This is a genomic window from Streptomyces sp. SID13031 (assembly GCF_010548305.1).
Lineage (GTDB): Bacteria > Actinomycetota > Actinomycetes > Propionibacteriales > Kribbellaceae > Kribbella.
In genome coordinates this window covers 116,461-136,680 of record NZ_JAAGLV010000004.1, presented here as the reverse complement: position 1 = coordinate 136,680, position 20,220 = coordinate 116,461, and the positions used below count along the sequence as shown (strand labels likewise).

Genomic DNA, 20,220 nt, shown 5'->3' with positions numbered 1-20,220 from the left:
CGGTACGCCGGAAAACGTTCACCAAGTACGCTGCGAACGGTGACGGGAGGTGCTGTGAGAGTCACGGCGGTGGTGGTGGGTCCGGACGGCGAAACCCTTCTGGTGTTGCCTTCTGGGCTTCCCGAGGTATCGGTCGCGGACGAGTTCTGGTTCTTCGATGTCGATGCCCCGGTGCGGGCGTTGCGCGAGCAGCTGGGGATCGAGGCGTGCGTACTGACGTGTCTCGACGACCGGCCGGGCAAGACGGCCTACCTGATGGTGAGCATCGGCTCTGTCCCGCCTGAGGCGCGGTGGGTTTCGTCTTTCGACCACCCACTGGTCGAGGCCGCGCGCACGCATCTTGCGTTGCCCACAGACTCTCCCGTGACGCCTGCTTGGACGAGGCCGGACTGGTACGCCGAGGCGATGCCGTGGATCGACGAGCAGCTCGCTGCGGCGGGCACCCCGCGGACCGGTGTACCGGATCAGGTGCGGTCGTGGGGATTGTCGAACGTGCTGCGCTGCCCGACCACCAAGGGCGACGTGTACTTCAAGGCGCTTGCCCATTCGAGCACGATTCGGCCGGCTCGGGCCGACGCGTTGCCGCTGCTGTTCGCGCATGAGCCGCTGTTGCTCCAGAGGTTGTCCGAGGCGCGGCCCGGCGAGGTGCCCGCTCCACTGGCGATCGACGAGGAGCGCGCCTGGATGCTGCTTCCCGATCTCGGTCCGGCGCTGGCTCGGGAGCCAGACGTCTCGCTGTGGATCGACTCCTTGCGGGGGCATGCGCGGTTGCAGCGCAGCTTCGCGGATGAGGCGGATCGGTTGCTGTCGTTCAGCTGCGTCGATCGACGGCTGACGGTGCTGGATCGCGAGCTCGACCGGCTCTTCGGGCCGAACCCGGCGACCGAGCGACTAGAGCCCGCCGAGCGCGCGAAGCTGCCGCAGCGGGCCGATCAGTTGCGTGAGGCAATCAGCGAGCTGGCGGCGATCGGCGTACCGGAGACGCTGCTGCATGGCGATCTGCATCCGCGCAATCTCGCAGTACGGGATGGCAAGGTGCTCGCCTTCGACTGGACCGACGCGGCGGTGTCGCATCCGTTCCTCGACCTGGTCACCTTCGTCGAGAAGCGGTCGCCGATCTCGACCGATCCACGATTGAAGGACGCCTACCTGGCCGAGTGGGAGACCTATGCCTCGCCTGCTTCGCTGTGTCGGGCACTCGAGTTGGCCGAGGAGCTGGGCGCGCTCCACCAGACGATGACCTCGCTGCATCTGTCCGACCACGTGTCCGGGCCGAGCGCCGAGGCCATGGTCCGTGGCGCCACCGGGTGGTTGCGCGGTCTGCTTACTTGAGGAGGAGTTTGCCGAGGCGGCGGGAGGCGACGTACATGCCCGCAGTACCCATCACCGCGAGGTACAGGGCGTTGATCAGCAGGGTCCAGCTGACCGCGCCGGTGGTGAGGGCGCGTTCCAGGGCGACGCCCTGGTAGAGCGGAGTGATCTCGACCAGCCAGCGGATGTAGCCCGGGTAGGTCTCGATCGGATAGAAGGTCGCCGAGAACAGGAACATCGGCATCGTCGCCAGCTGCACGAACTCGAAGTCCTGCCAGCTCCGCATGAACGTGGTCAGCGCCATCCCCGCGCCGGCGAACGCATACCCGAGCAGCACCGCCACCGGTAGCGCGAGCAGCGCCCACCAGGACTGGACCAGCCCGAGCGCGAGCATCACCAGGATGAACATCGCCGAGTAACACGCGCCTCGCAGCAACGCCCAGGTCACCTCGCCGGTCGCGACGTCCCACGGCCGCAGCGGAGTGGCGAGCATCGAGTCGTACAGTCTGGCGTACTTCATCCGGAAGAAGATGTTGTACGTCGAGTCGAAGATCGCGCCGTTCATCGCCGAGCTGGCCAGCATCGCCGGCGCGACGAACGCGGCGTACCCGATCACGGTGCCGTCGGCCAGGGTGAAGTCGCCGACCAGCTGGGCGACGCCGACGCCGATCGAGAGCAGGTAGAAGACCGGCTCGAAGAAGCCGGAGACGAAGACGATCCAGGACCGGCGGTAGACCAGGAAGTTCCGCTCGACCAGGGTGCGGCCGTTGCCGGGCCTGATCGGCAATGGTACGACGCGGGCGGTGAGGGTCGCCATCAGCTGATCAGCCTCCGGGTCAGGGCGCGCACCGCGAGCCAGGTGCCGACGGCGAACCACGCCGCCAGGTAGGCGAGGTTGCCGAGCGCGGGCAGCAGCTCGACCGTGCCGAGGCTGAGGTCACGCGACAGCTCGACGCCGTGCCACAACGGGCTCAGGTACGCGAGCCACTCGATCCAGTCCGGCAGTTGCGAGACCGGGAAGAACGCGCCGGAGAACAGGAACGCCGGGACGACGCCGAACCGGTAGATCATCGCGAAGCCGGAGTCGTTGTCGAGCCCGGCCGCCAACGCGCAGACCGGCGCCGAGACGGCCATCCCGACGAGCAGGGCGACCGGCAGGCCGAGCACACCCCAGGCCGTCTTCAGCCCACCGAACGCGGCGATCACCGCGACGAACACTGCGCAGGTGGTGACGACCCGGAAGGCGATGAAGGCAAGCTGCCCGTACATCACGTCGGCCGGCCGCAGCGGCGTCGAGACCATCGAGAAGTAGGTCTTGTGCCACTTGATCCCGCCCATCACCGGGTACGTCGACTCGCCGACCGCGATCTGCAGCGCGGTCGCGGCGAGCAACCCCGGTGCGATGAACTGCAGGTAGCTGACGCCCCCGAGCGCACCCGAGCCGTTGCTGTCGACGAACGAGCCGAGCCCGATCCCCATCGCGGCCAGGTAGAGCAGCGGCAGCAGGAAACTGGTGACCAGGCTGCCCTTCCAGGTGCGCTTGTAGACCGTGAGCCAATAGTCGAGCTGGCGACGGCCGTTCTCCACCACGAGGACGGCCATCAGTCGACCAGCGTCCGGCCGGTCAGCCGCAGGAACACGTCTTCCAGCGTCGACCGGCGGACGAGCACGGCCGCCGGCTGCAGCCCCCGCTCGTGCACGGCCGCGACCGCGCGCTCACCGTCATCGGTGTAGAGCAACAGCCGGTCGGGCAGTACCTCGATCCGCTGCGCGAGGTCGGCCACCTTGCCCGCGAGCGCGTCGTGGTCGGCGATCATCACCTCCGGTCCGAACCGGAGCTCGGTCACCTCGCGGGTCGAGTAGTCCCGGATCAGCTCGGCCGGCGACCCCTCGGCGGCGATCTTGCCGGCGTCCATCACGACCAGCCGGTCGCACAGCTGCTCGGCCTCGTCCATGTAGTGCGTGGTGATGATGAGCGTGACGCCGTCCTGCTTGAGCCGGAACAGCTTGTCCCAGAGGAGATGCCGCGCCTGCGGGTCCAGCCCGGTGGTCGGCTCGTCCAGCAGCAACAGGTCGGGCTTGCTCACCAGCGACCGGGCGATCGTCAGCCGCCGCTTCATCCCGCCCGACAGCTCGTCGACCTTGACCTTGGCCTTCTCGGTCAGCGCGACGAACTCGAGCAGCTCGTCGGCGCGCTCCCGGCACTCGGCCCGGCTCAGCCCGAAGTACCGGCCGTAGACCGTCAGGTTCTCGTGCACGGACAGCTCGACGTCGAGCGTGTCGTCCTGCGGGCACACCCCCAGCCGCGCCCGGATCGCCGGGCCGTCGGCGCCCGGATCCATCCCGAGGATCCGCAACTCGCCACCGCTGACCGGCGAGACCGCCCCGATCATCCGCATCGTCGACGACTTGCCCGCGCCGTTGGGCCCGAGGAACCCGAAGGCCTCCCCTTTCCAGACGTCCAGGTCGATCCCCGCGACGGCCTCGAAGTCCCCGTAGGACTTCCGCAACCCCCGCGCCCGCACCAACGACTCCCGCAGCTCCTCCACCCTCCGACCCTAGACCGCCCCACCGACAATCCCCTTGTCGATTCGGGAGCCGTCCTAGCCCCGCCCCACGAACGGCATCCCGGCGGCCATCACCATCAGCGTCGGCACCGCGACATCGGTCGGCAGCTGCGCGATCCGGACCACGAAGTCGGCGACGATCCTCGGGTCGAAGGTCGGCTCCACCGCGATCGAGCCGTCCGGCTGCAGTACCCCCGCGCCCATCTTCGCGGTCATCGAGGTGGCCGCGTTGCCGATGTCGATCTGTCCACAGGTGATCCCGTGCGCGCGCCCTTCCAGCTCCAGCGACTTCGTCAACCCGCTGATCGCGTGCTTCGAGGCCGTGTACGCGATCGAGTTCGGCCGCGGGGTGTGTGCCGAGATCGACCCGTTGTTGATGATCCGCCCACCCGACGGCTGCTGCCGCAGCATCAGCGCGAAGGCAGCCTGCGCGCAGAGGAACGACCCCGTCAGGTTGGTGTCCACGACCCGACGCCAGTCCTCCTCCGTCACGTCCTGTACTGCGGCTGACGGCGCGCCCGTCCCCGCGTTGTTGACCAGCAGATCGATCCGCTCCAGCGACCCGAAGAAGGCAGCGACGGCAGCGCCATCCACCACATCCAGTACTGCCGTCCGCACCTCCCCCACGCCTGCCGCACCGACCGCGGCCACCCCGGCGGCGGCCTCGGCCGTCTCGCGGAGTTTCGCCTCCGTCCGCCCGGTCACCGTCACCTGGAAGCCGGCCGCCGCGAGCGCGAGCGCCATCTCCCGCCCGAGCCCGGATCCCCCACCGGTCACCACCGCCACCTGCTGCATGCCGTCCTCCTCGATCAGGTCCGCCCATTGTCGCTGGATGCCTGTGCGTAACCGGCTGGTGACAGCTTGACAATGAGTTGCGGCTCACTCATCGACTCTGGAAACTCATTTGCGTGTATCACGCAAGCATGTATATGCTTGCACCATGCATGTAAATGAGGGATGGGTGCCGCAGACGCCGGTGGAGGGCGTTCTGCACGCTTTCACCCGGATCGGCCGCCGGCTGAAGTCGAAGCAGGCCGGCGACACGATCGACCACAGCGCCCACCTGGTGCTGTTCGTCCTGCGGTGCAACGGGGCACTGCGGTTGTCCGACCTGGCCGCCCGGATGGAGCTCGACGCATCCACGGCCAGTCGCCACGTCCGGGCGCTCGAGCAGGCGGGTCTTCTCCGCCGCTCAGCGGATCCGGACGACGGGCGCGCCTTCCGGGTCGAGCTGACCGAGCAGGGCACGGCGGAGTGGGAAGCCGCCTCCAAGCGCCGGATGGAGTTGCTCTCCCAGGCGATGGACGGCTGGACCGAGCAGGACATCGAGACCTTCGAGAAGTTGATGACACGGTTCGCCGATGGCGTGATCAACCTCGTCGACGAGCGCGACACAGGCAAGGGCTGGGCCGACAAGGGGTGGGCTTCAGCCGCGGCCGCAGAACGCCTTAAGAACACACAGAACGTGGAGAACCAAGCATGAGCACCACTGAGCCCGCCGTCGCCGGCGGCGGCGGCGCTACACCGCCCGATTCCGATACTCCGAACTACCTGTCCCACAAGCAGATCCTGGTGATCCTCGGCGGCCTGATGGCCGGCATGTTCCTGGCCGCACTCGACCAGAGCATCGTCGGTACCGCGCTGCCGCAGATCGTCAGCGAGTTCAACAGCCTCGACAAGCTGTCCTGGGTCGTCACGGCCTATCTGCTGACCTCGACCGCCTCCACTCCGCTGTGGGGCAAGATCTCCGACCTGTACGGCCGCCGCCCGCTGTTCATCGCGGCGATCGTCACCTTCCTGGCCGGTTCGGTCCTGTCGGCCCTGTCGCAGAACATCGAGATGCTGATCGGCTTCCGCGCCGTCCAGGGGCTGGGCGCCGGCGGTCTGATGTCACTCGCCTTCGCCACCATCGGCGACGTGATCCCGCCGCGCGAGCGTGGTAAGTACATGGGGTACTTCGGTGCCGTGTTCGGCCTGTCCTCGGTGGCCGGTCCGCTGCTCGGCGGCGTGCTCACCGACGGTCCCGGCTGGCGCTGGATCTTCTGGATCAACCTGCCGATCGGCCTGGTTGCCCTGGGCATCGTCGCCGCCGTCCTCAAGCTGCCGCACGTGAAGCGCAGCCACAAGATCGACTACCTCGGTGCGGCGATCGTCACCGGCGCCGTCACCACCCTGCTGCTCGCCGTCTCCTGGTCCGGGCCGCAGAACGGCTGGGGCAACGGCACCACGCTCGCGCTGCTGATCGGTTCGGTCGTCCTCGCCGTCGCCTTCGTCCTGGTCGAGCTGCGGGTGTCCGAGCCGATCATCCCGATGGACCTGTTCAAGGGCCGGATCTTCTCCGGGTACGCCGGGTTCGCGTTCCTGCTCGGTTTCGCCATGTTCGGCGCGCTGATCTTCCTGCCGCTGTACCTGCAGGCCGTCAAGGACCTGTCCCCGACCCGGTCGGGCCTGGCGCTGCTGCCGATGATCGTCGGTATCTTCGCCGCCTCGATCCCGAGCGGCCAGCTGATGAGCAAGACCGGCCGCTACAAGATCTACCCGATCATCTCGGCGATCCTGGTCGGTGCGGCGATGGTGATGCTGTCCACGATCGGCATGGACACGCCGTACTGGCACCTGGCGATCTACATGTTCGTGATGGGCAGCGGGCTGGGCCTGTCGATGCAGATCACCGTCACCGCCGCGCAGAACAGCGTGCCCCGGCAGCACATGGGGACCGCGACCTCGACGATGACCTTCTTCCGCTCGATGGGTGGAGCGATCGGTACGGCCGTCTACGGCGCGGTGCTGACCAGCCGGCTGGAGGTCCACCTGAAAGACATCGTCCCGAACGCCACGCAGAGCATGGTCGACGGACTCGCCAAGGCCGCCAACAGCGTGCCGGTGCTGCACAGCCTGCAGGAGCCGATGAAGGGCTGGGCCTTGCACGGCCTGGTCGACGCCATGGACGACGTGTTCCTGGTCTCGCTGCCCTTCCTGGCGATCGCCCTGGTGCTCGCCCTGATCACCCCGGAGCAGCGCCTCGCCGGCCGCTCCGACGGCGAGGCGAAGCCCGAGGACGAAAACCTCGAAGCCTCAGCCGCCGCCTCGATGCACTAGAAACCAACAAAGCAGCCGCCCCCGGAACCCCCGGGGGCGGCTGCTTTTTCAGGTCAGGTTGTGGGTTGCTCGGCGCGTGGAGTCGGGGGGCGGCGGCGGGGGATCGGGCGTGGTGGTTCTGGATCCACGTCGTTGCCGGCCAGGTGGTTGACGATGGTGTTGAGGACCGCGGCTGTCGGCACCGCGAGCAGTGCGCCGACGATGCCTGCGACCACCACTCCGGTCGCGATCGCGAGGATGACCGCCAGCGGGTGAACGCTGACCGCCCGGCCGAGCAGGAACGGCTGCAGCACATGCGCTTCCAGCTGCTGCACTCCGATCACCACGCCGAGCATGATGATCGCGACGATCGGCCCCTTGGCGACCAGCGCGACCAGTACGGCGACGATGCCGCTCACGAACGCGCCGACCACCGGGATGAACGCGCCGACGAAGACCAGGATCCCGATCGCGCTCACCAGCGGCAGCCCGAGGATCGCGGCGCCGAGCGAGATGCCGATCGCGTCGACCGCGGCAACGATGATCGTCGCCCGGACGAACGCGGTCAGCGACACCCACGCCTTGCGCCCGGACGAGTCGGCCTTCTCGCGCGCGTGCCGCGGGAACAGCCGCACCACCCAGGCCCAGATCTGCGGACCTTGGTACAGGAAGAAGAACAAGCAGAACAGCGCGATGAACAGCCCGGCGACGACATGGGTCGCGGTGGTACCGACCTCGGCCGCGCGCTGGCCGAGCCCGCCACCGTTCATCACGGTGTCCTGGAGCTTGTTCAGCGAGTCGGTGATGTCCTTCTCGGTCAGCCCGAAGTTGATCCGGAGCAGGTCACGCAGCTTCTGCACCCCCTCGCCGACCTGGTCCGACAGCTTGTCGAACTGGCTCGCGATCTGCGTCCCGACGAGCGTGAGCAAGCCGGCCACGAGGACGATCGTGGTGATCACGGTGATCCCGGCGGCCGGACCGCGCGGCAACCGCAGCCGCTGCAAGGCATTGGTCACCGGCACGAGCAGAGCCGTGAGCAGGATGCCGACCGTGACCGGTACGACGACCTCTGACAGGTACCGCATTCCATAAGCGATCACCAGCACGGCCGCGACGATCACCAGGAACCGCCAGGCCCAGGCACTCGCGATCTGCATCCCCGGCGTCACCCCGAGGTCGATCGTCCCCTTGCTGGACGCCGCGACCAGGTGCTGGTCGTCGGTCGGCACGACGGTCCCGCTGACGCCGTCAGTGGCGGAGTTGTCCGCCACCGGACTCTCCTCGTCCCGCCCGACCTCAGGCACACCAACTCCAGGCACATCGGCCGAGTTGTCCTGCCCTACCGGCTCGTCCGGCTTGCTCATGACACCTCCGCGTCTCAGGTTCTCCTGAGACTAGTGCCCGGCTCCGGCGGTTCCATGAATATTGGCGGCCAGTCCTTCGGCCGCCTTCGGATCGAGTTCCGCTAGCAATCCCACACCCGCGAGCACGTAGTCGGAGTCGACACACGTCGTCGCGGCAGCTGGTACCAGCCAGCCTTCCTCCTGGGCGCCCTGCGAGATGCCACCGAGGATCCGCGCCGCGACCTCCGGCCCGTTGTGCCGCAGCACTCCCCCGGATCCGACCAGCAGATCGACCTCGCGCAGGTCCTTCCCGGAGCGCTCGATCACCCGCCCACCCGGCCCGAACACCACCCGCTGCCGCCCCGCATGCCGTCGCAACGCGACCGTCGCCGCCACCCGGGCGAGCGTCTCGTCGTACGACGCCTCCAGCGCATCGCCCGGCAGGAAGGACGGGTCCTCATGCCGACGCACAGCAGCAGCCTCGAGCGCAGTACCGGCCTCGAGCAGCCCGGCCTCCACTCCCGCACCAACCACCGGTACTGCGCTCCAGCGCATCCCGAGATCGCCTTCGACCGTTCGCGTCACCGGATGGGTCGCGACCACCTCACGGCCGAGGTTCGCGTCCTCCGGGTCGAGCTCGATCACCGAGTGCACGTCCGTCGTCGCGCCACCGATGTCCACGACCGCGACGTCCCCGTGCAACGCGGCCAGCACCTCGACCCCCCGCAGTACGACGTCCGGCGTCGCTGCCCGGACCATCGCCGCGAAACCGGGATCGCGCGAGAGGTTCTTCCCGCCGATCACGTGCGCCAGGAACATCTCCCGGATCGCCGCCCGCGCCCCGTCCGGCGCGAACACCCCGATCTCCGGCACGACGTTCGCCGCGAGCACATGCGGGACCCTTGCCGCCGACAACAACTCACGGATCTCGCCCCGCGCGTCACGGTTGCCCGCGACAACCACCGGCCGCCGCCACTTGTACTTCGCCAGCACCGCGGCCGCGTTGACGATCACCGCCGAGTTGCCGCCATCCGTACCGCCGAGCAGCAGTACGACATCGGGCCGCTCGGCCCGCAATGCTTTCAGAGAAGTTGCCGTCAGCCCGCCGTTGACCACGGCAACGACTCGCCCACCACTCGACAACGCGACCCGCCGGCCGGCCTCGGCCGTGACGAGCTCTTCGTTGCCGACGACACCGATCCGCAAACCGCCGCCCGCGCTCGAACACGCCAGCACGTCGGCCTTGGCGACCCCGGCGTCCGCCGCCAGCAACGTAGTACGGCAGGCATGCCAGCCGTCCATCACGTCGCTGTCGACGGTGGTGCGGTGTTCGGCCCGGGCGACCAGGTCACCCGAGCCGGCGTCCACCGCGATCGCTTTAGTGAAGGTCGACCCGAAGTCGACCGCCACCCACAGGGTCACGCCATCGCGCGGTCGAGATCCTGCAGCAGATCGTCGATCGTCTCGATGCCGACGCTGAGCCGGATCAGGTCGGCCGGCACCTCCAGCGGCGTACCGGCGACGGAGGCGTGCGTCATCTTGCCTGGATGCTCGATCAGCGACTCGACACCGCCGAGCGACTCGCCCAGGGTGAAGACCTCGGCCTTGTTGCAGATGTCCAGCGCGTGCGGCTCGCCGCCGGTGACCCGGAACGACACGATGCCGCCGAACCGCTTCATCTGCTTGGCGGCCGTCTCGTGGCCGGGGTGACCGTCGACGCCCGGGTAGAGCACCGAGGTGACGCCCTTGTGCCGCTGCAGGAACTCGACGACCTTCTCCGCGTTGTCGCTGTGCCTGTCCATCCGGACGCCGAGCGTCTTGATGCCGCGCAGTACCAGGAACGAGTCGAACGGGCTGGCGATCGCGCCGATCGCGTTCTGGTGGAAGGCGATCTTGTCGGCCAGCTCGCTGTCGCGGACGATCAGCGCGCCGCCGATCACGTCGGAGTGCCCACCCATGTACTTCGTCGTCGAGTGCACGACCACGTCGGCGCCGAGCTCCAGCGGCTGCTGCAGGTACGGCGAGGCGAAGGTGTTGTCGACCACGAGCACCGCGCCGGCGTCGTGCGCGATCTGCGCGACGATCGCGATGTCGGCGACGTTCAGCAGCGGGTTGGTTGGCGTCTCGAGCCAGACCACCTTGGTCTTGCCCGGGCGGATCGCGGCCCGGATCGCCTCCGGGTGCGTCACCGCCGCCGGCGTCATCTCGACACCCCAGGCACCGAGCACCTTGGCGAACAGCCGGAAGGTGCCGCCGTACGCGTCGTCGGGGAAGACCACGTGGTCACCCGGCACGCACAGTGAGCGGATCAGGGTGTCCTCGGCCGCCAGCCCACTCGCGAACGCGAACCCGCGGGTGCCCGCCTCGATCGCGGCCAGACACTCCTCCAGCGCCGTCCGGGTCGGGTTGGCCGACCGGGAGTACTCGTAGCCGTTGCGCAGACCGCCGACACCGTCCTGCTTGTAGGTGCTGGTCGCGTAGATCGGCGGTACTACCGCGCCGGTGGTCGGGTCGGGCTCGTTTCCGGCGTGGATCGCAAGCGTCTCGAAGCCGTAGGAGTGTTCAGAGTTCACCGGACCAGCGTACGGCCTGGTCCCATCCATCCCGGAATCCCGTCCCAGCCGCGAGACAACTGCCCGGGGGACCGTGATCGTTGCCTGGGTTTGTTGCCTGGGTTGCCTGGGTTTGTTGCCTCCGGCCTGCCTCTGGCTGGGCTGTGGACAACCGGATGCAGTGACCCCGGAAAAGGCCTACGGTTTCGGTGGTCGACGCGCAGTGACGCACGGAAGGAATCTCGCGGATGAAGACGCAGGACAGGTCGCTGGACGAGGACGAGCTGGCGATCGCCGCTCTGGCCGAGATCGCCGACTGGGCTCCGATCGCGGGACCGGACGACGACGATTCCGGCGAGGCAGTGGTCCGGGCGCTCGTCCACCGCGTGATGGCCGCGACCAGCTGGAAGCCGTGGCCGCTCGAGCCCGGCGAAGTGATCGACGACGCGATGGTTTCGTGGGGGTTCACGACCGGCCGCGGGATCACGATGATCGTCTTCGCCGGCCTGGCCTTCTCAGACTGCCCGGACAGCGGCTGGTCGGCGTACGAGATCGGTCCCGACGACCTCGCCGCCGCCGAGGCCGGGCTGGACGCGCACTGGCCGGAGCACCTCGCGCTCGCGACGAAGTACTGGGGTCTGCCGGACTACGTGAACGACGACAGCGCTGACGGGTTCGATGACGAGTGGGAGCCGGGTGCCGGCGCCGGGCGTCGACACCTCGCGGTCTGGCTGCGCCCGGGAGCGCAGTACCGGCTGTACAGCACCAAGCCGAGCAAGGAGCCGCTGACTACGGCCGTCGGGGTCAACTACGCCGTCTACATCGACTAGGAGATCCGATGAGCCTGTCGAACCCGTCCCCGCGCCGGATGACCAATCGAGGCACCCGGACACTCAAGGCCGCGTACGCCCAGGCCGCGCGCGACGTGAAGCGGATGGACCCGGCCGTACTGGCCGCCGTCGGGCGCTCCAAGCTGAACAGCAACGACCTGAAGCACCTGGCGCACGCCAATATCAACGGCCTGTACGGCCCCGACCACGAGCGGTTCGCCCAGCGACTCAACGCCCAGGCGGCCGCGCAGATCCAGGCGACGACCCCGGCGACGCAGCGGACCCGCAACCCGTTCAAGAAGCTCTCGAACCGGCGGGCCGAGCGCAAGGACATCCGCCAGGGCAAGCACGTTCTCCAGATGGCCTACGCCCAGGCCAAGAGTGAGGTGAAGCGGATCGACCCGGCCGTACGGCAAGGGATCGGCCACTCCCGCGTCAGCAAGCAGGATCTGAGCATGCTCTCCCACTCCCAGCTGAGCGGAGCCCTGCGCGCCGGTATCGAGCAGGCGGCACAACACCACTTCGCCCAGGCGCGGGTATCCGCAGCGGCCGTGGCCGCACAGCCACCCCGCCAATCCGCGGGCCAGCGAGTGGCGAACGTGGTGAACACCGCATCGCGCTGGACCCAGGCCGTACGCGACGGCGCGAACAGCGCGAAGGGAAAGGCGGAGCAGTTCCGCGCCGACTACAACGAACGCCGCCAGAACCCGACCGGCCGCGGCGCGCAACCCACCGCCGCCGCTGCTGCTGGTGCTGCTGCTGCCCAGCAGACTCCGGACCTGGCCGCCCAGAAGGCAGCCCAGGCCAAGGCTGTCCACGTCGGCCTCAACACCACGGTGCCGATGCCCACCGCCACTCAAGAAGCAGGTGATGGCCACCACCGCGGACCAGAGTCCGCGGCCGCCTTCGACGGGATAGCGCCGGCCGGCCGCATGACCGGCGTACAGCTGGCCTACAACAACTCAGGCCCGGTGACCCAGACCCAGAGCAACTCCCCGCAACGCCACGGCGGCACCCCCGGCGCAGACCCAGCCATGGCCCCCGCCTCCGGCGCAGTCGCCCCAAAACCAGGCAGCCAGCAACCAACCACCGGCCAAGGCGAAGCCACCCCCACCCACAACAAACACCACAAACCAGACAGCCAAGGGCGCTAACCCACCCGAACCACCGGGAACCCCTTAATTTCCTGCCCTGTAAGGGTTTTCCCTCTTGATGCCACTCTCTCGCAATTTGGCGGGCGTTCGAATATGACATAGAATCGAATGCATGTTCGAGTCAGTTGATGTCAGTGAGTACACGGCCCGGGAGACGCTCTCCTCGGTCGGTGAGCTGCACGTCCAGCGCAACTGGATCGATGTCGAGATACTGCGCCACGGCCTGCACTTCGCCGACCTCCATCCCGGCACAGCGACCGTCTCCGACCACGAACTGGTTCCCGGCGGGGAACAGAGCAGGGTCTACGGCGGTACCGGCTGCCCGAGCGTCGCCGAGTTCGCGGTGGCCGAGTTCGGCGTGATGATCGGCCGATCCACCACCTCGGCCGCCAAATACATGGGCCAGGCCCTCGCCCTGCGCCACCGCCTCCCCAGGATCTGGGCCCAGGTCGAATCAGGCCACGCCACCGCCTGGAAAGCCTGCAACATCGCGACGGCCTGCAGGGAACTGTCCGAAGAAGCCGCCGGCATCGTCGACCGCCGCGTCGCAGACATCGTCGACAGCCTCAGCACCTTGCGGCTCCACAACATCGTCAAAGCCGCCCTCTGGGAAGCAGACCCCGTCACCGCCCGCGCCCGCGCCGAAGAACAGGCCCGCGAACGAGGAGTCTGGGCCGGCCGCACCGACGACCACGGCACCACCACCTTGTTCATCAAAGCCGCCACCGGCCACGTGATCCGTCTCCAGGCCACCCTGAACCAGATCGCCGCCATCCTCGCCGCCCACGGCGACACCACCTCGATAGACGAACGCCGAGCCCGAGCCATCGGCATCCTCGCCGACCCCGCCCAAGCCGCCGACCTCCTCCAGATAGCCCACCACCTCACCACCACAAACCCCACCAACCCCGGTGCCGCCACCGTGTCCGGGGCTCCCACCGAGCCCAGCGCCACCACCGAGCCCGGGGCTCCCACCGAGCCCAGCGCCGCCACCGAGCCCGGGGCTCCCACCGAGCCCGGGGCTCCCACCGCCCCCAAGACCGCCACCGGCCCCGCGGCCCCGATGGAACGCGAGGCCCCCACCGTGCCTGCGTCGCCCACCGGGCCTGTCCCACCCACCGGTGCCGCATCCGACGCCCCTGCGCCGTCTGCAGCTTCCGCGGAGCGTGCCACGGGCGACACCCCCGCCCGGCCGGCTGGACCTGCCCAGCCTGCCTCGCCCACAGCGCCCACCGAACCCGCGCCACCCGCAGCCTCGGCCGTCGCGCCGTCTGCCGCTGCCTCCAGAGCGTCCTCCACCTCTGGTGCTTCTGCCCCGGAAGAGACACGAATGGATCCGCACCCAGGGCGCTGGCCATGGGACGACATGCCTGGCACCGACGAGCAGGCAGCCTCCACCCCGCCCGACACCTGCACTGGACCTCGCGACCCGAGCAATGCAGCACTCCGAGAGCTGATCGGGAAGCTCGCCGACCACAACCAGTCCGCCCGACGGCCAGGGAACCCAACAACGCTCTACCTCCACATCACCGACGAAACCCTCCTCGCCGGTGAAGGCGTCGCGCGCGTCGAAGGATTCGGCCCCGTCCTGGTCACCCGACTGGAAGAACTCATCGGCCACGGCCACGTCACCCTCCGCCCCGTCATCGACCTCCACGACAAGCTCTCCGCCGACTCCTACGAGATCCCCCAGCGCATCCGCGAACGAATCAAACTCCGCTACCCAGCAGAACAATTCATCTACGGCACCGGCGAAAGCAGCCACGCCACCGACCTCGACCACATCAAACCCTTCAAACCCAACGGCCCACCAAAACAAACAAACACCGACAACCTCATCCCGCTAAGGCGATTCAGCCACCGGGTCAAAACCCACGGCGGCTGGCAAGTACACCGCCTAAACGACGACGCCCTCGAATGGACCACCCGCCACGGCTTCAAATTCATCGTCGACCACCGCGGAACCCGCCCAGCCGACCGGCAGTAACCAGCATCGCGCCCGGCGCCTGGCCAACGTTCGTCATACCGATCGATGATGTCCCTCCAGCCACCGACCCGTCGATCGGCAGCCGACCTCCGGCATGGGCTCGGCGGAGGCGTTCTCATGGCGACCGACACCCGGCTGACCGATAGCTCCGTGCCGCGCCTCGGCATCTCTTCGCCCGGCTCGACATCTTCGCCCGGCTCAGGATCCGTTCGCCCGGCTCGGAACCTGTTCGCCGCGGCTCGACATCTGTTCGCCGCGCTGTTGGCCGCGTCGGCGGAGGCAGCCCGGGCGTTCGCGAATGCGACGGTCTCCAAGGACCTACCGTCCGGCGTGGTGTTCCGAACACGGCTCGACAACTCCGATGACGATCCTGCTCCGCTGCCGGGCAAGCCGAGATTCCCGTCGGACAGCGCCACAGATCGCGCCACCGAGCTGCACAGAGGTATGGCGACGACGGTGATTGCACTCGAAGCAGCCTGCTGCCTCTGCAACAACCGAGCTCCAACACCAGCAGTTCGGGCGGGCACAATGCGCCGACCTGGGGGACGAGCACGGGTGGGGCTAGTTGGTTTTGCGGGCTAGTACTGCGCCTGCCGCGTCCAGTAACACGGTGCGGATCTCCTCATCGGATACCGCGGCCTGATCCAGGCCGGCTGAGAGCACCGCGCCGATCACCTCGACCGCGGCAGCCGCGAGGATCCGGTCGGCGGCGCTCGGGTTCGGTCCGGCCAGCCACAGTTGGAAGGCCCGGCTCTGCTCGATCAGGTCGTCCAGTTGGTCGTCGAAGGCAGCCAGTACCGCGGTGATGTCGCGCAGTACGGTCGGCCCGGTCGTACGGTGCTTGATGACGACGTCCAGGTACGCCGTCAGTACCTCGTGCTCCCGCTCCGGGGACCACACCAGCCCGTCCATCTGCGCGAACACAGTCTTGATGTCGTCGAAGAACGTCCCGACGATCGCCTGCAGCAACTCCTGCTTCGAGGAGTAGTGGTAATACAGCGACGCCTTGGTGATCCCGACCTGCTCGGCGATCTCCCGCAGGCTCGTCTTCTCATAACCGCGCGAGGAGAAAAGCTCGAGCGCCGCCCGGTGGATCTCTGCCTTGGTGTCGCGGGGCGGCCGGGCGCCTTCTCGCGAACTGATCTCGTGCTGCACATCACCACCCTCTCACTTTCACTACCTACCGACCGGCAGGTAGTGGGCGGACTCCAGGGAGGGAACCGGTCGGCTGACCATGGATCCCGCAGGCTGAGGGGTCCTGTGGTGCGCGGCTGCCGGGCCCCCTGGTCCGGCAGCCGCGGTCTCAGTTCTTCGCCGGTTCGGTGGTCAGCTTCACGGTGAAGAGCGGGAGAAGGACGTGGACCAGCGGGCCGATCGCCAGGGCGTAGGCGATGGTGCCGAAGCCGACGACGCCGCCGAGCAGCCAGCCGACCGCGAGCACGGTGACCTCGATGCTGGTCCGGACCACGCGCACGCTCTTGCCGGTACGCCGAACGAGGCCGGTCATCATCCCATCGCGCGGGCCGGGGCCGAGCTGGGCACCGATGTAGAGCGCGCCGGCCAGGGCGTTCACGACGATGCCCGAGACCATGAAGACGATCCGCAGCCAGAGCTGGTCCGGCCGGTCCACGACCGCCAGGGTCAGGTCGACGGCCAGACCGATCACGATGGCGTTGCTGATCGTGCCGAGACCGGGCCACTGCCGCAGCGGGATCCAGGCGAGCAGGACGAGGAAGCTGACCGCGATCGCGACGGTGCCGAAGCTGAGGTTCACGTGCTTGGTGATGCCCGAGTGCAGGACGTCCCACGGGTCGAGGCCGAGGTTCCCCTGGACCATCAGGCCCATCGAACCGCCATACAGGAGCAGCCCGATGTAGAGCTGGACCAGGCGGCGCGGCAGGTGCCCGGCCTTGAGCTGCTCGATCGGGTTCAGTGCAGCCAGTTGGCGGCCTCGGGGAGTCTTAACGGTGGTGTTGTTGGCAGGGGCTTCGGAAGTGGCGGTCACAGGAACCAGTTTGCGGCCGATTGGCCTGGTGTTCGATAGCCAATTGGGCAATAGTGGACTGCATGACAGCGCAACAGCTTCCCGCCAGCACGCTCGCCGGCCTCCTCGGCAGCTGGAGCGACGACAGCGGACCGGCGTACCGGAGCCTGGCCGAGCGGCTTCGGTTGCTGATCGCGGACGGCCGGATCATGCCGGGCGCGCGGGTGCCGTCGGAGCGCGAACTGACCGACGCGTTGGGAGTCAGCCGTACCACCGTCGCGTCGGCGTACCGGGAACTGCGCGATCGGGGCTATCTGACCAGCAGGCGCGGTTCGGGCAGCGTCACCTCGCTGCCGTCGAAGGTCGGGCCCGAGCTCGGCCGGCATCACGCCCCGTGGATCGACACCGATGGGCTCTACGACCTCACTTGCGCGGCATCGGCGTCCGTACCGGGAATCAGCAGCGCGGTGGCCGAGGCGGTCGAGGATCTGCCGCTGCATCTGGCCACACCGGGCTACCACCCGCAGGGGCTGCCGGTACTACGTGAGGAGATCGCGGCGTCGTACCGGGCCCGTGGGCTGCCGACGACGGCGGATCAGATCATCATCACCGCGGGCGCGCTGGCCGCCACGTCGATCGCGGTCCGCGCGATGACCCAGATCGGCGACCGGGTGCTGACCGAGAGCCCGACCCACCCGAACTCGGTGGACGCGATCCGGCGGAGTGGTTGCCGGGTGGTCGCAGTACCGATGAGCCCGGCCGGCTGGGACCTTCCGTTGCTGGAAGCAACAATTCGGCAGTCGTCGCCGCGAGCCGCCTGGATGGTGGTGGACTTCCAGAATCCCACCGGCTGGTTGATGTCTGCCGATGACCGGCAGCGGCTGGCGACCGCGTTCGCCCGCGCCCGGACGACCGCGATCATCGACGAGACGCTTTTCGAGCTACCGCTGGACGGGCAGGAACTGCCACCGCCGTTCGCGTCGTTCGACCCGCAAGGTGTGATCACGGTCGGCTCGGTCAGCAAGTCGTTCTGGGGCGGCCTGCGGATCGGCTGGCTGCGCGCGCCGGAGTCGCTGGTCGCCCGCATCCTCGACGCCCGCGCCTCCCTCGACCTGGGCGCGCCCGTACTGGAGCAGCTTGTCGTCACGCGGCTGCTGCAGTCGTACCGGTCCGTGCTGCCCGAGCGGCGAGCAGCGCTGGCTCTCCGCCGCGACACGCTTGCTTCTGCGCTCCGTACTGAGCTGCCGTCGTGGCGCTTCGAGTTGCCCGGCGGCGGCCTGTCGATGTGGTGCGAACTCCCCGAGCCGGTCGGGTCGAGCCTGGTGGGCGTGGCCCAACGGAACGGAGTACTGCTGGTGGCCGGGTCGCGCTTCTCCCCGGACGGTGGGCTGGAGTCGTTCCTGCGGCTGCCATACACGCTGGACCCGGACACTCTGCGTGACGCCGTCTCGCGGTTGGCGTCGTCGTACGAGTCGCTGACCGCCGGGCCACAGCTCCGGCGTACCGCCGCGATGATCGCCTGACGTAAACGCCCCGTAATCGGCCGGGGGAAGGATCACTGAGGCAGTGGCGTTGAGAGACTATGAGAGTCACTCTGCGAGAGGCGTGAGATGTCGTTCTTCAAGCAAAAGTCAGCCCTGGTCGAGCCGGACGCCGCCCTGCCGGGCCGCCCCGAGCCCACCTTCGCCGTACCGGCGGACAACATCGTGCTCGGTACGCCGCAGACCGCACCCGCTCCCGAGGGCTTCGAGGAAGTCTGGTTCGGCACGGGCTGCTTCTGGGGTACCGAGGAGATCTTCTGGCAGCAGCCCGGGGTCTACACGACCGCAGTCGGCTACGCCGGCGGCTACACCCCCAACCCGACCTACGAAGAGGTCTGCTCCGGCCGCACCGGCCAGACCGAGGCGGTCCGCGTCGTCTACGACCCGGCCAAGACCACCTTCACCAACCTCCTCAAGGTCTTCTGGGAAACCCACGACCCGACCCAGGGCATGCGCCAGGGCAACGACCTGGGCTCCCAGTACCGCTCAGCCGTCTACTACACGACGGACGCCCAAAGGGCCGAGATCGAACGCACCCGCGACCTCTACGCCCCCGTAATCAAGCCCTTGGGCTACGGCGACATCACCACCGAAATCGCCCCCGCCAAGGACTTCTTCTACGCCGAGGGCTACCACCAGCAGTACCTGGCCAAGAACCCCAACGGCTACCGCTGCCACAGCAACACCGGCGCCAAGTTCCCGGCCTAACAGATCGCCCCACCCGTACTCGTCTAGCGGGCTGAAGTCTTGAGCCCACCCGAACCACCCGCGACCCCACGCGATGCGAACGAAACCCGCATCCGTGGGGTCAGCGCATTTGCCCCACCGGTACTCGCATGTCGCGCTACTGCATTGAGCCCACCCGAACCACGTACGGCCCCATGCTGATGCGGATCGCTACCGCCCCGACATCCTGCCGAGTGCGGGGCGTCGGGCTAGTGGTGGCGGCGGGCGAGGTGGACGTCGACCTGGGCGTTGAGTTCTACGGTTTCGGGGAGGACCTGGAGGATTCGGCGGAAGACCTGGTCTCGGTCGGCGGGCTGCAGCATCACGTACGCCGAGACCGTCGAGAGTTGTCCGATGTAGTCGTGGGCGCTCATCGTCAGGCGCCGTTCGATCACCGACTGCCGGACATCGGTGAACCACTCGGACTGCTGGAGCTCCGTGCCGGGCCATTGCATCGGGCGATCCGCGGGTGTGCCGTCGGGCGACGGGACGCCGTCTTCCTCCAGGTACGCCGCACGTGCCGCACGCGCGGCCTCATTGAGGGCCGGGTCGGCCAGCTGGATCGGTACACCGAACGAGGCGAACACGCCGCCCGGTCGGACGAGTGCGGCCATCCGGGCCCACCGGCCTTCAGGGTTGGTCCAATGGAGGGCGGCAGCCGAATACACCAGCTCGTACGACGTATCGGGCGGCAAGTCCTCGAATGCGGCTTGCACAGTTGTGACGTTTGCCGGCAGGTGTTTGCGCATCTCCGCGAGCATGGCCGCGTCAGGCTCGGTCGCCGTGACCGCGATCCCTCCCTGCGCGAACAGGCGCGTTGCCTTGCCTGTCCCGGCGCCGATCTCGAGGGCGGTCCGGATCGGCCCACCGGCGTAAGCCATCACCAGATCGAGGAGTTCCACGGGGTACCCAGGCCGGAACCGTTCGTACGCCTCCGCCACTGCCCCGAAACTCAACGCGCGCGCAACCATGCCGGCATCCTGGCATCTTCCACGCCCCAAGCGCTTGTCATTTTCCACCGCCGGGAGCCCCCACCCGAACTCGAGGGCATCACCGTCACGGTGGTGTCCTCTTCCTTTTGGTCATCCCCCGGCCGTTGCAGGAAGTGGCGATGGTTGCCGGCCTGTTTGCCGCTACCGCTGTACCG

General features: G+C 68.3%; 18 protein-coding genes. 8 read left to right on the top strand and 10 right to left on the bottom strand.

The window, feature by feature from the left end; genetic code table 11:
• Window positions 1–54 precede the first annotated feature (54 nt).
• Window positions 55–1,332: an aminoglycoside phosphotransferase family protein gene (locus tag G3I17_RS10380; protein WP_164595750.1), complete on the top strand. Its 1,278-nt coding sequence runs from the start codon at window positions 55–57 to the stop codon at window positions 1,330–1,332.
• Here G3I17_RS10380 and G3I17_RS10375 read toward each other — a convergent pair.
• Genes G3I17_RS10375 through G3I17_RS10360 form a run of 4 tightly spaced genes read right to left on the bottom strand, consistent with a single transcriptional unit; the run spans window position 1,325 to window position 4,673 of the window.
• Window positions 1,325–2,128, bottom strand: a complete 804-nt coding sequence (locus G3I17_RS10375) for an ABC transporter permease (protein ID WP_164595749.1) — start codon at window positions 2,126–2,128, stop codon at window positions 1,325–1,327. The genes G3I17_RS10380 and G3I17_RS10375 overlap by 8 nt on opposite strands.
• Complete coding sequence (locus tag G3I17_RS10370) at window positions 2,128–2,913, bottom strand: ABC transporter permease (RefSeq protein ID WP_164595748.1); 786 nt, start codon at window positions 2,911–2,913, stop codon at window positions 2,128–2,130. Before G3I17_RS10370 ends, G3I17_RS10375 begins: the two co-directional genes overlap by 1 nt.
• The gene (locus G3I17_RS10365; RefSeq protein ID WP_164595747.1) at window positions 2,913–3,860 is read right to left on the bottom strand and encodes an ATP-binding cassette domain-containing protein; all 948 of its coding nucleotides are present in this window, start codon (window positions 3,858–3,860) and stop codon (window positions 2,913–2,915) included. Before G3I17_RS10365 ends, G3I17_RS10370 begins: the two co-directional genes overlap by 1 nt.
• 54 nt (window positions 3,861–3,914) lie before the next feature.
• The gene (locus tag G3I17_RS10360; protein ID WP_164595746.1) at window positions 3,915–4,673 is read right to left on the bottom strand and encodes an SDR family oxidoreductase; all 759 of its coding nucleotides are present in this window, start codon (window positions 4,671–4,673) and stop codon (window positions 3,915–3,917) included.
• A 145-nt stretch (window positions 4,674–4,818) separates the two neighbouring features.
• Between G3I17_RS10360 and G3I17_RS10355 the strand changes: the two genes are divergently transcribed.
• Window positions 4,819–5,361: a MarR family transcriptional regulator gene (locus G3I17_RS10355; protein WP_203589996.1), complete on the top strand. Its 543-nt coding sequence runs from the start codon at window positions 4,819–4,821 to the stop codon at window positions 5,359–5,361.
• Window positions 5,358–6,977, top strand: a complete 1,620-nt coding sequence (locus G3I17_RS10350; RefSeq protein WP_164595745.1) for an MDR family MFS transporter — start codon at window positions 5,358–5,360, stop codon at window positions 6,975–6,977. Before G3I17_RS10355 ends, G3I17_RS10350 begins: the two co-directional genes overlap by 4 nt.
• 53 nt (window positions 6,978–7,030) lie before the next feature.
• Here the strand turns inward: G3I17_RS10350 and G3I17_RS10345 are convergent, their stop codons facing one another.
• From G3I17_RS10345 to G3I17_RS10335, 3 genes are read right to left on the bottom strand one after another with little or no spacing between them, the layout of a single operon-like run.
• Entirely contained in the window at window positions 7,031–8,320 is a 1,290-nt protein-coding gene (locus G3I17_RS10345; RefSeq protein ID WP_164595744.1) for an AI-2E family transporter, read from the bottom strand.
• A 30-nt stretch (window positions 8,321–8,350) separates the two neighbouring features.
• Window positions 8,351–9,721, bottom strand: a complete 1,371-nt coding sequence (locus G3I17_RS10340) for a glutamate mutase L (protein ID WP_164595743.1) — start codon at window positions 9,719–9,721, stop codon at window positions 8,351–8,353.
• The gene (locus G3I17_RS10335) at window positions 9,718–10,902 is read right to left on the bottom strand and encodes a cystathionine gamma-synthase (RefSeq protein WP_164595742.1); all 1,185 of its coding nucleotides are present in this window, start codon (window positions 10,900–10,902) and stop codon (window positions 9,718–9,720) included. The genes G3I17_RS10340 and G3I17_RS10335 overlap by 4 nt, the downstream gene beginning before the upstream one ends.
• 197 nt (window positions 10,903–11,099) lie before the next feature.
• On the opposite strand from G3I17_RS10335, the gene G3I17_RS10330 reads away from it, so the two are divergent.
• The 3 genes from G3I17_RS10330 to G3I17_RS10320 all read left to right on the top strand — a co-directional run bounded on the left by G3I17_RS10330 (window position 11,100) and on the right by G3I17_RS10320 (window position 14,822).
• Window positions 11,100–11,681: a hypothetical protein gene (locus G3I17_RS10330; protein WP_164595741.1), complete on the top strand. Its 582-nt coding sequence runs from the start codon at window positions 11,100–11,102 to the stop codon at window positions 11,679–11,681.
• Window positions 11,682–11,689: 8 nt separating this feature from the next.
• The gene (locus tag G3I17_RS10325) at window positions 11,690–12,835 is read left to right on the top strand and encodes a hypothetical protein (RefSeq protein WP_164595740.1); all 1,146 of its coding nucleotides are present in this window, start codon (window positions 11,690–11,692) and stop codon (window positions 12,833–12,835) included.
• A gap of 112 nt (window positions 12,836–12,947) precedes the next feature.
• The gene (locus tag G3I17_RS10320) at window positions 12,948–14,822 is read left to right on the top strand and encodes an HNH endonuclease signature motif containing protein (RefSeq protein ID WP_164595739.1); all 1,875 of its coding nucleotides are present in this window, start codon (window positions 12,948–12,950) and stop codon (window positions 14,820–14,822) included.
• A gap of 561 nt (window positions 14,823–15,383) precedes the next feature.
• Here the strand turns inward: G3I17_RS10320 and G3I17_RS10315 are convergent.
• Window positions 15,384–15,977, bottom strand: coding sequence for a helix-turn-helix domain-containing protein (locus G3I17_RS10315; protein ID WP_343238258.1), 594 nt, complete (start codon window positions 15,975–15,977; stop codon window positions 15,384–15,386).
• 148 nt (window positions 15,978–16,125) lie between these two features.
• Window positions 16,126–16,668 carry a hypothetical protein gene (locus G3I17_RS10310; protein WP_239062414.1) on the bottom strand — a complete coding sequence of 181 codons (543 nt, stop codon included), beginning with the start codon at window positions 16,666–16,668 and terminating at the stop codon, window positions 16,126–16,128.
• A gap of 221 nt (window positions 16,669–16,889) precedes the next feature.
• Here G3I17_RS10310 and G3I17_RS10305 point away from each other — a divergent pair, with 221 nt between their 5' ends.
• Together G3I17_RS10305 and msrA are read left to right on the top strand one after the other, a co-directional pair.
• Entirely contained in the window at window positions 16,890–18,329 is a 1,440-nt protein-coding gene (locus G3I17_RS10305; protein WP_164595737.1) for a PLP-dependent aminotransferase family protein, read from the top strand.
• 87 nt (window positions 18,330–18,416) lie between these two features.
• A complete protein-coding gene (msrA, locus tag G3I17_RS10300; protein ID WP_164595736.1) occupies window positions 18,417–19,055 on the top strand; it encodes a peptide-methionine (S)-S-oxide reductase MsrA in 639 nt (212 codons plus the stop codon).
• Window positions 19,056–19,282: 227 nt separating this feature from the next.
• Here msrA and G3I17_RS10295 read toward each other — a convergent pair whose 3' ends face one another.
• Window positions 19,283–20,044 (bottom strand): class I SAM-dependent methyltransferase, encoded by a 762-nt coding sequence (locus tag G3I17_RS10295; RefSeq protein ID WP_164595735.1) that lies wholly within the window; start codon window positions 20,042–20,044, stop codon window positions 19,283–19,285.
• Window positions 20,045–20,220: the final 176 nt, after the last annotated feature.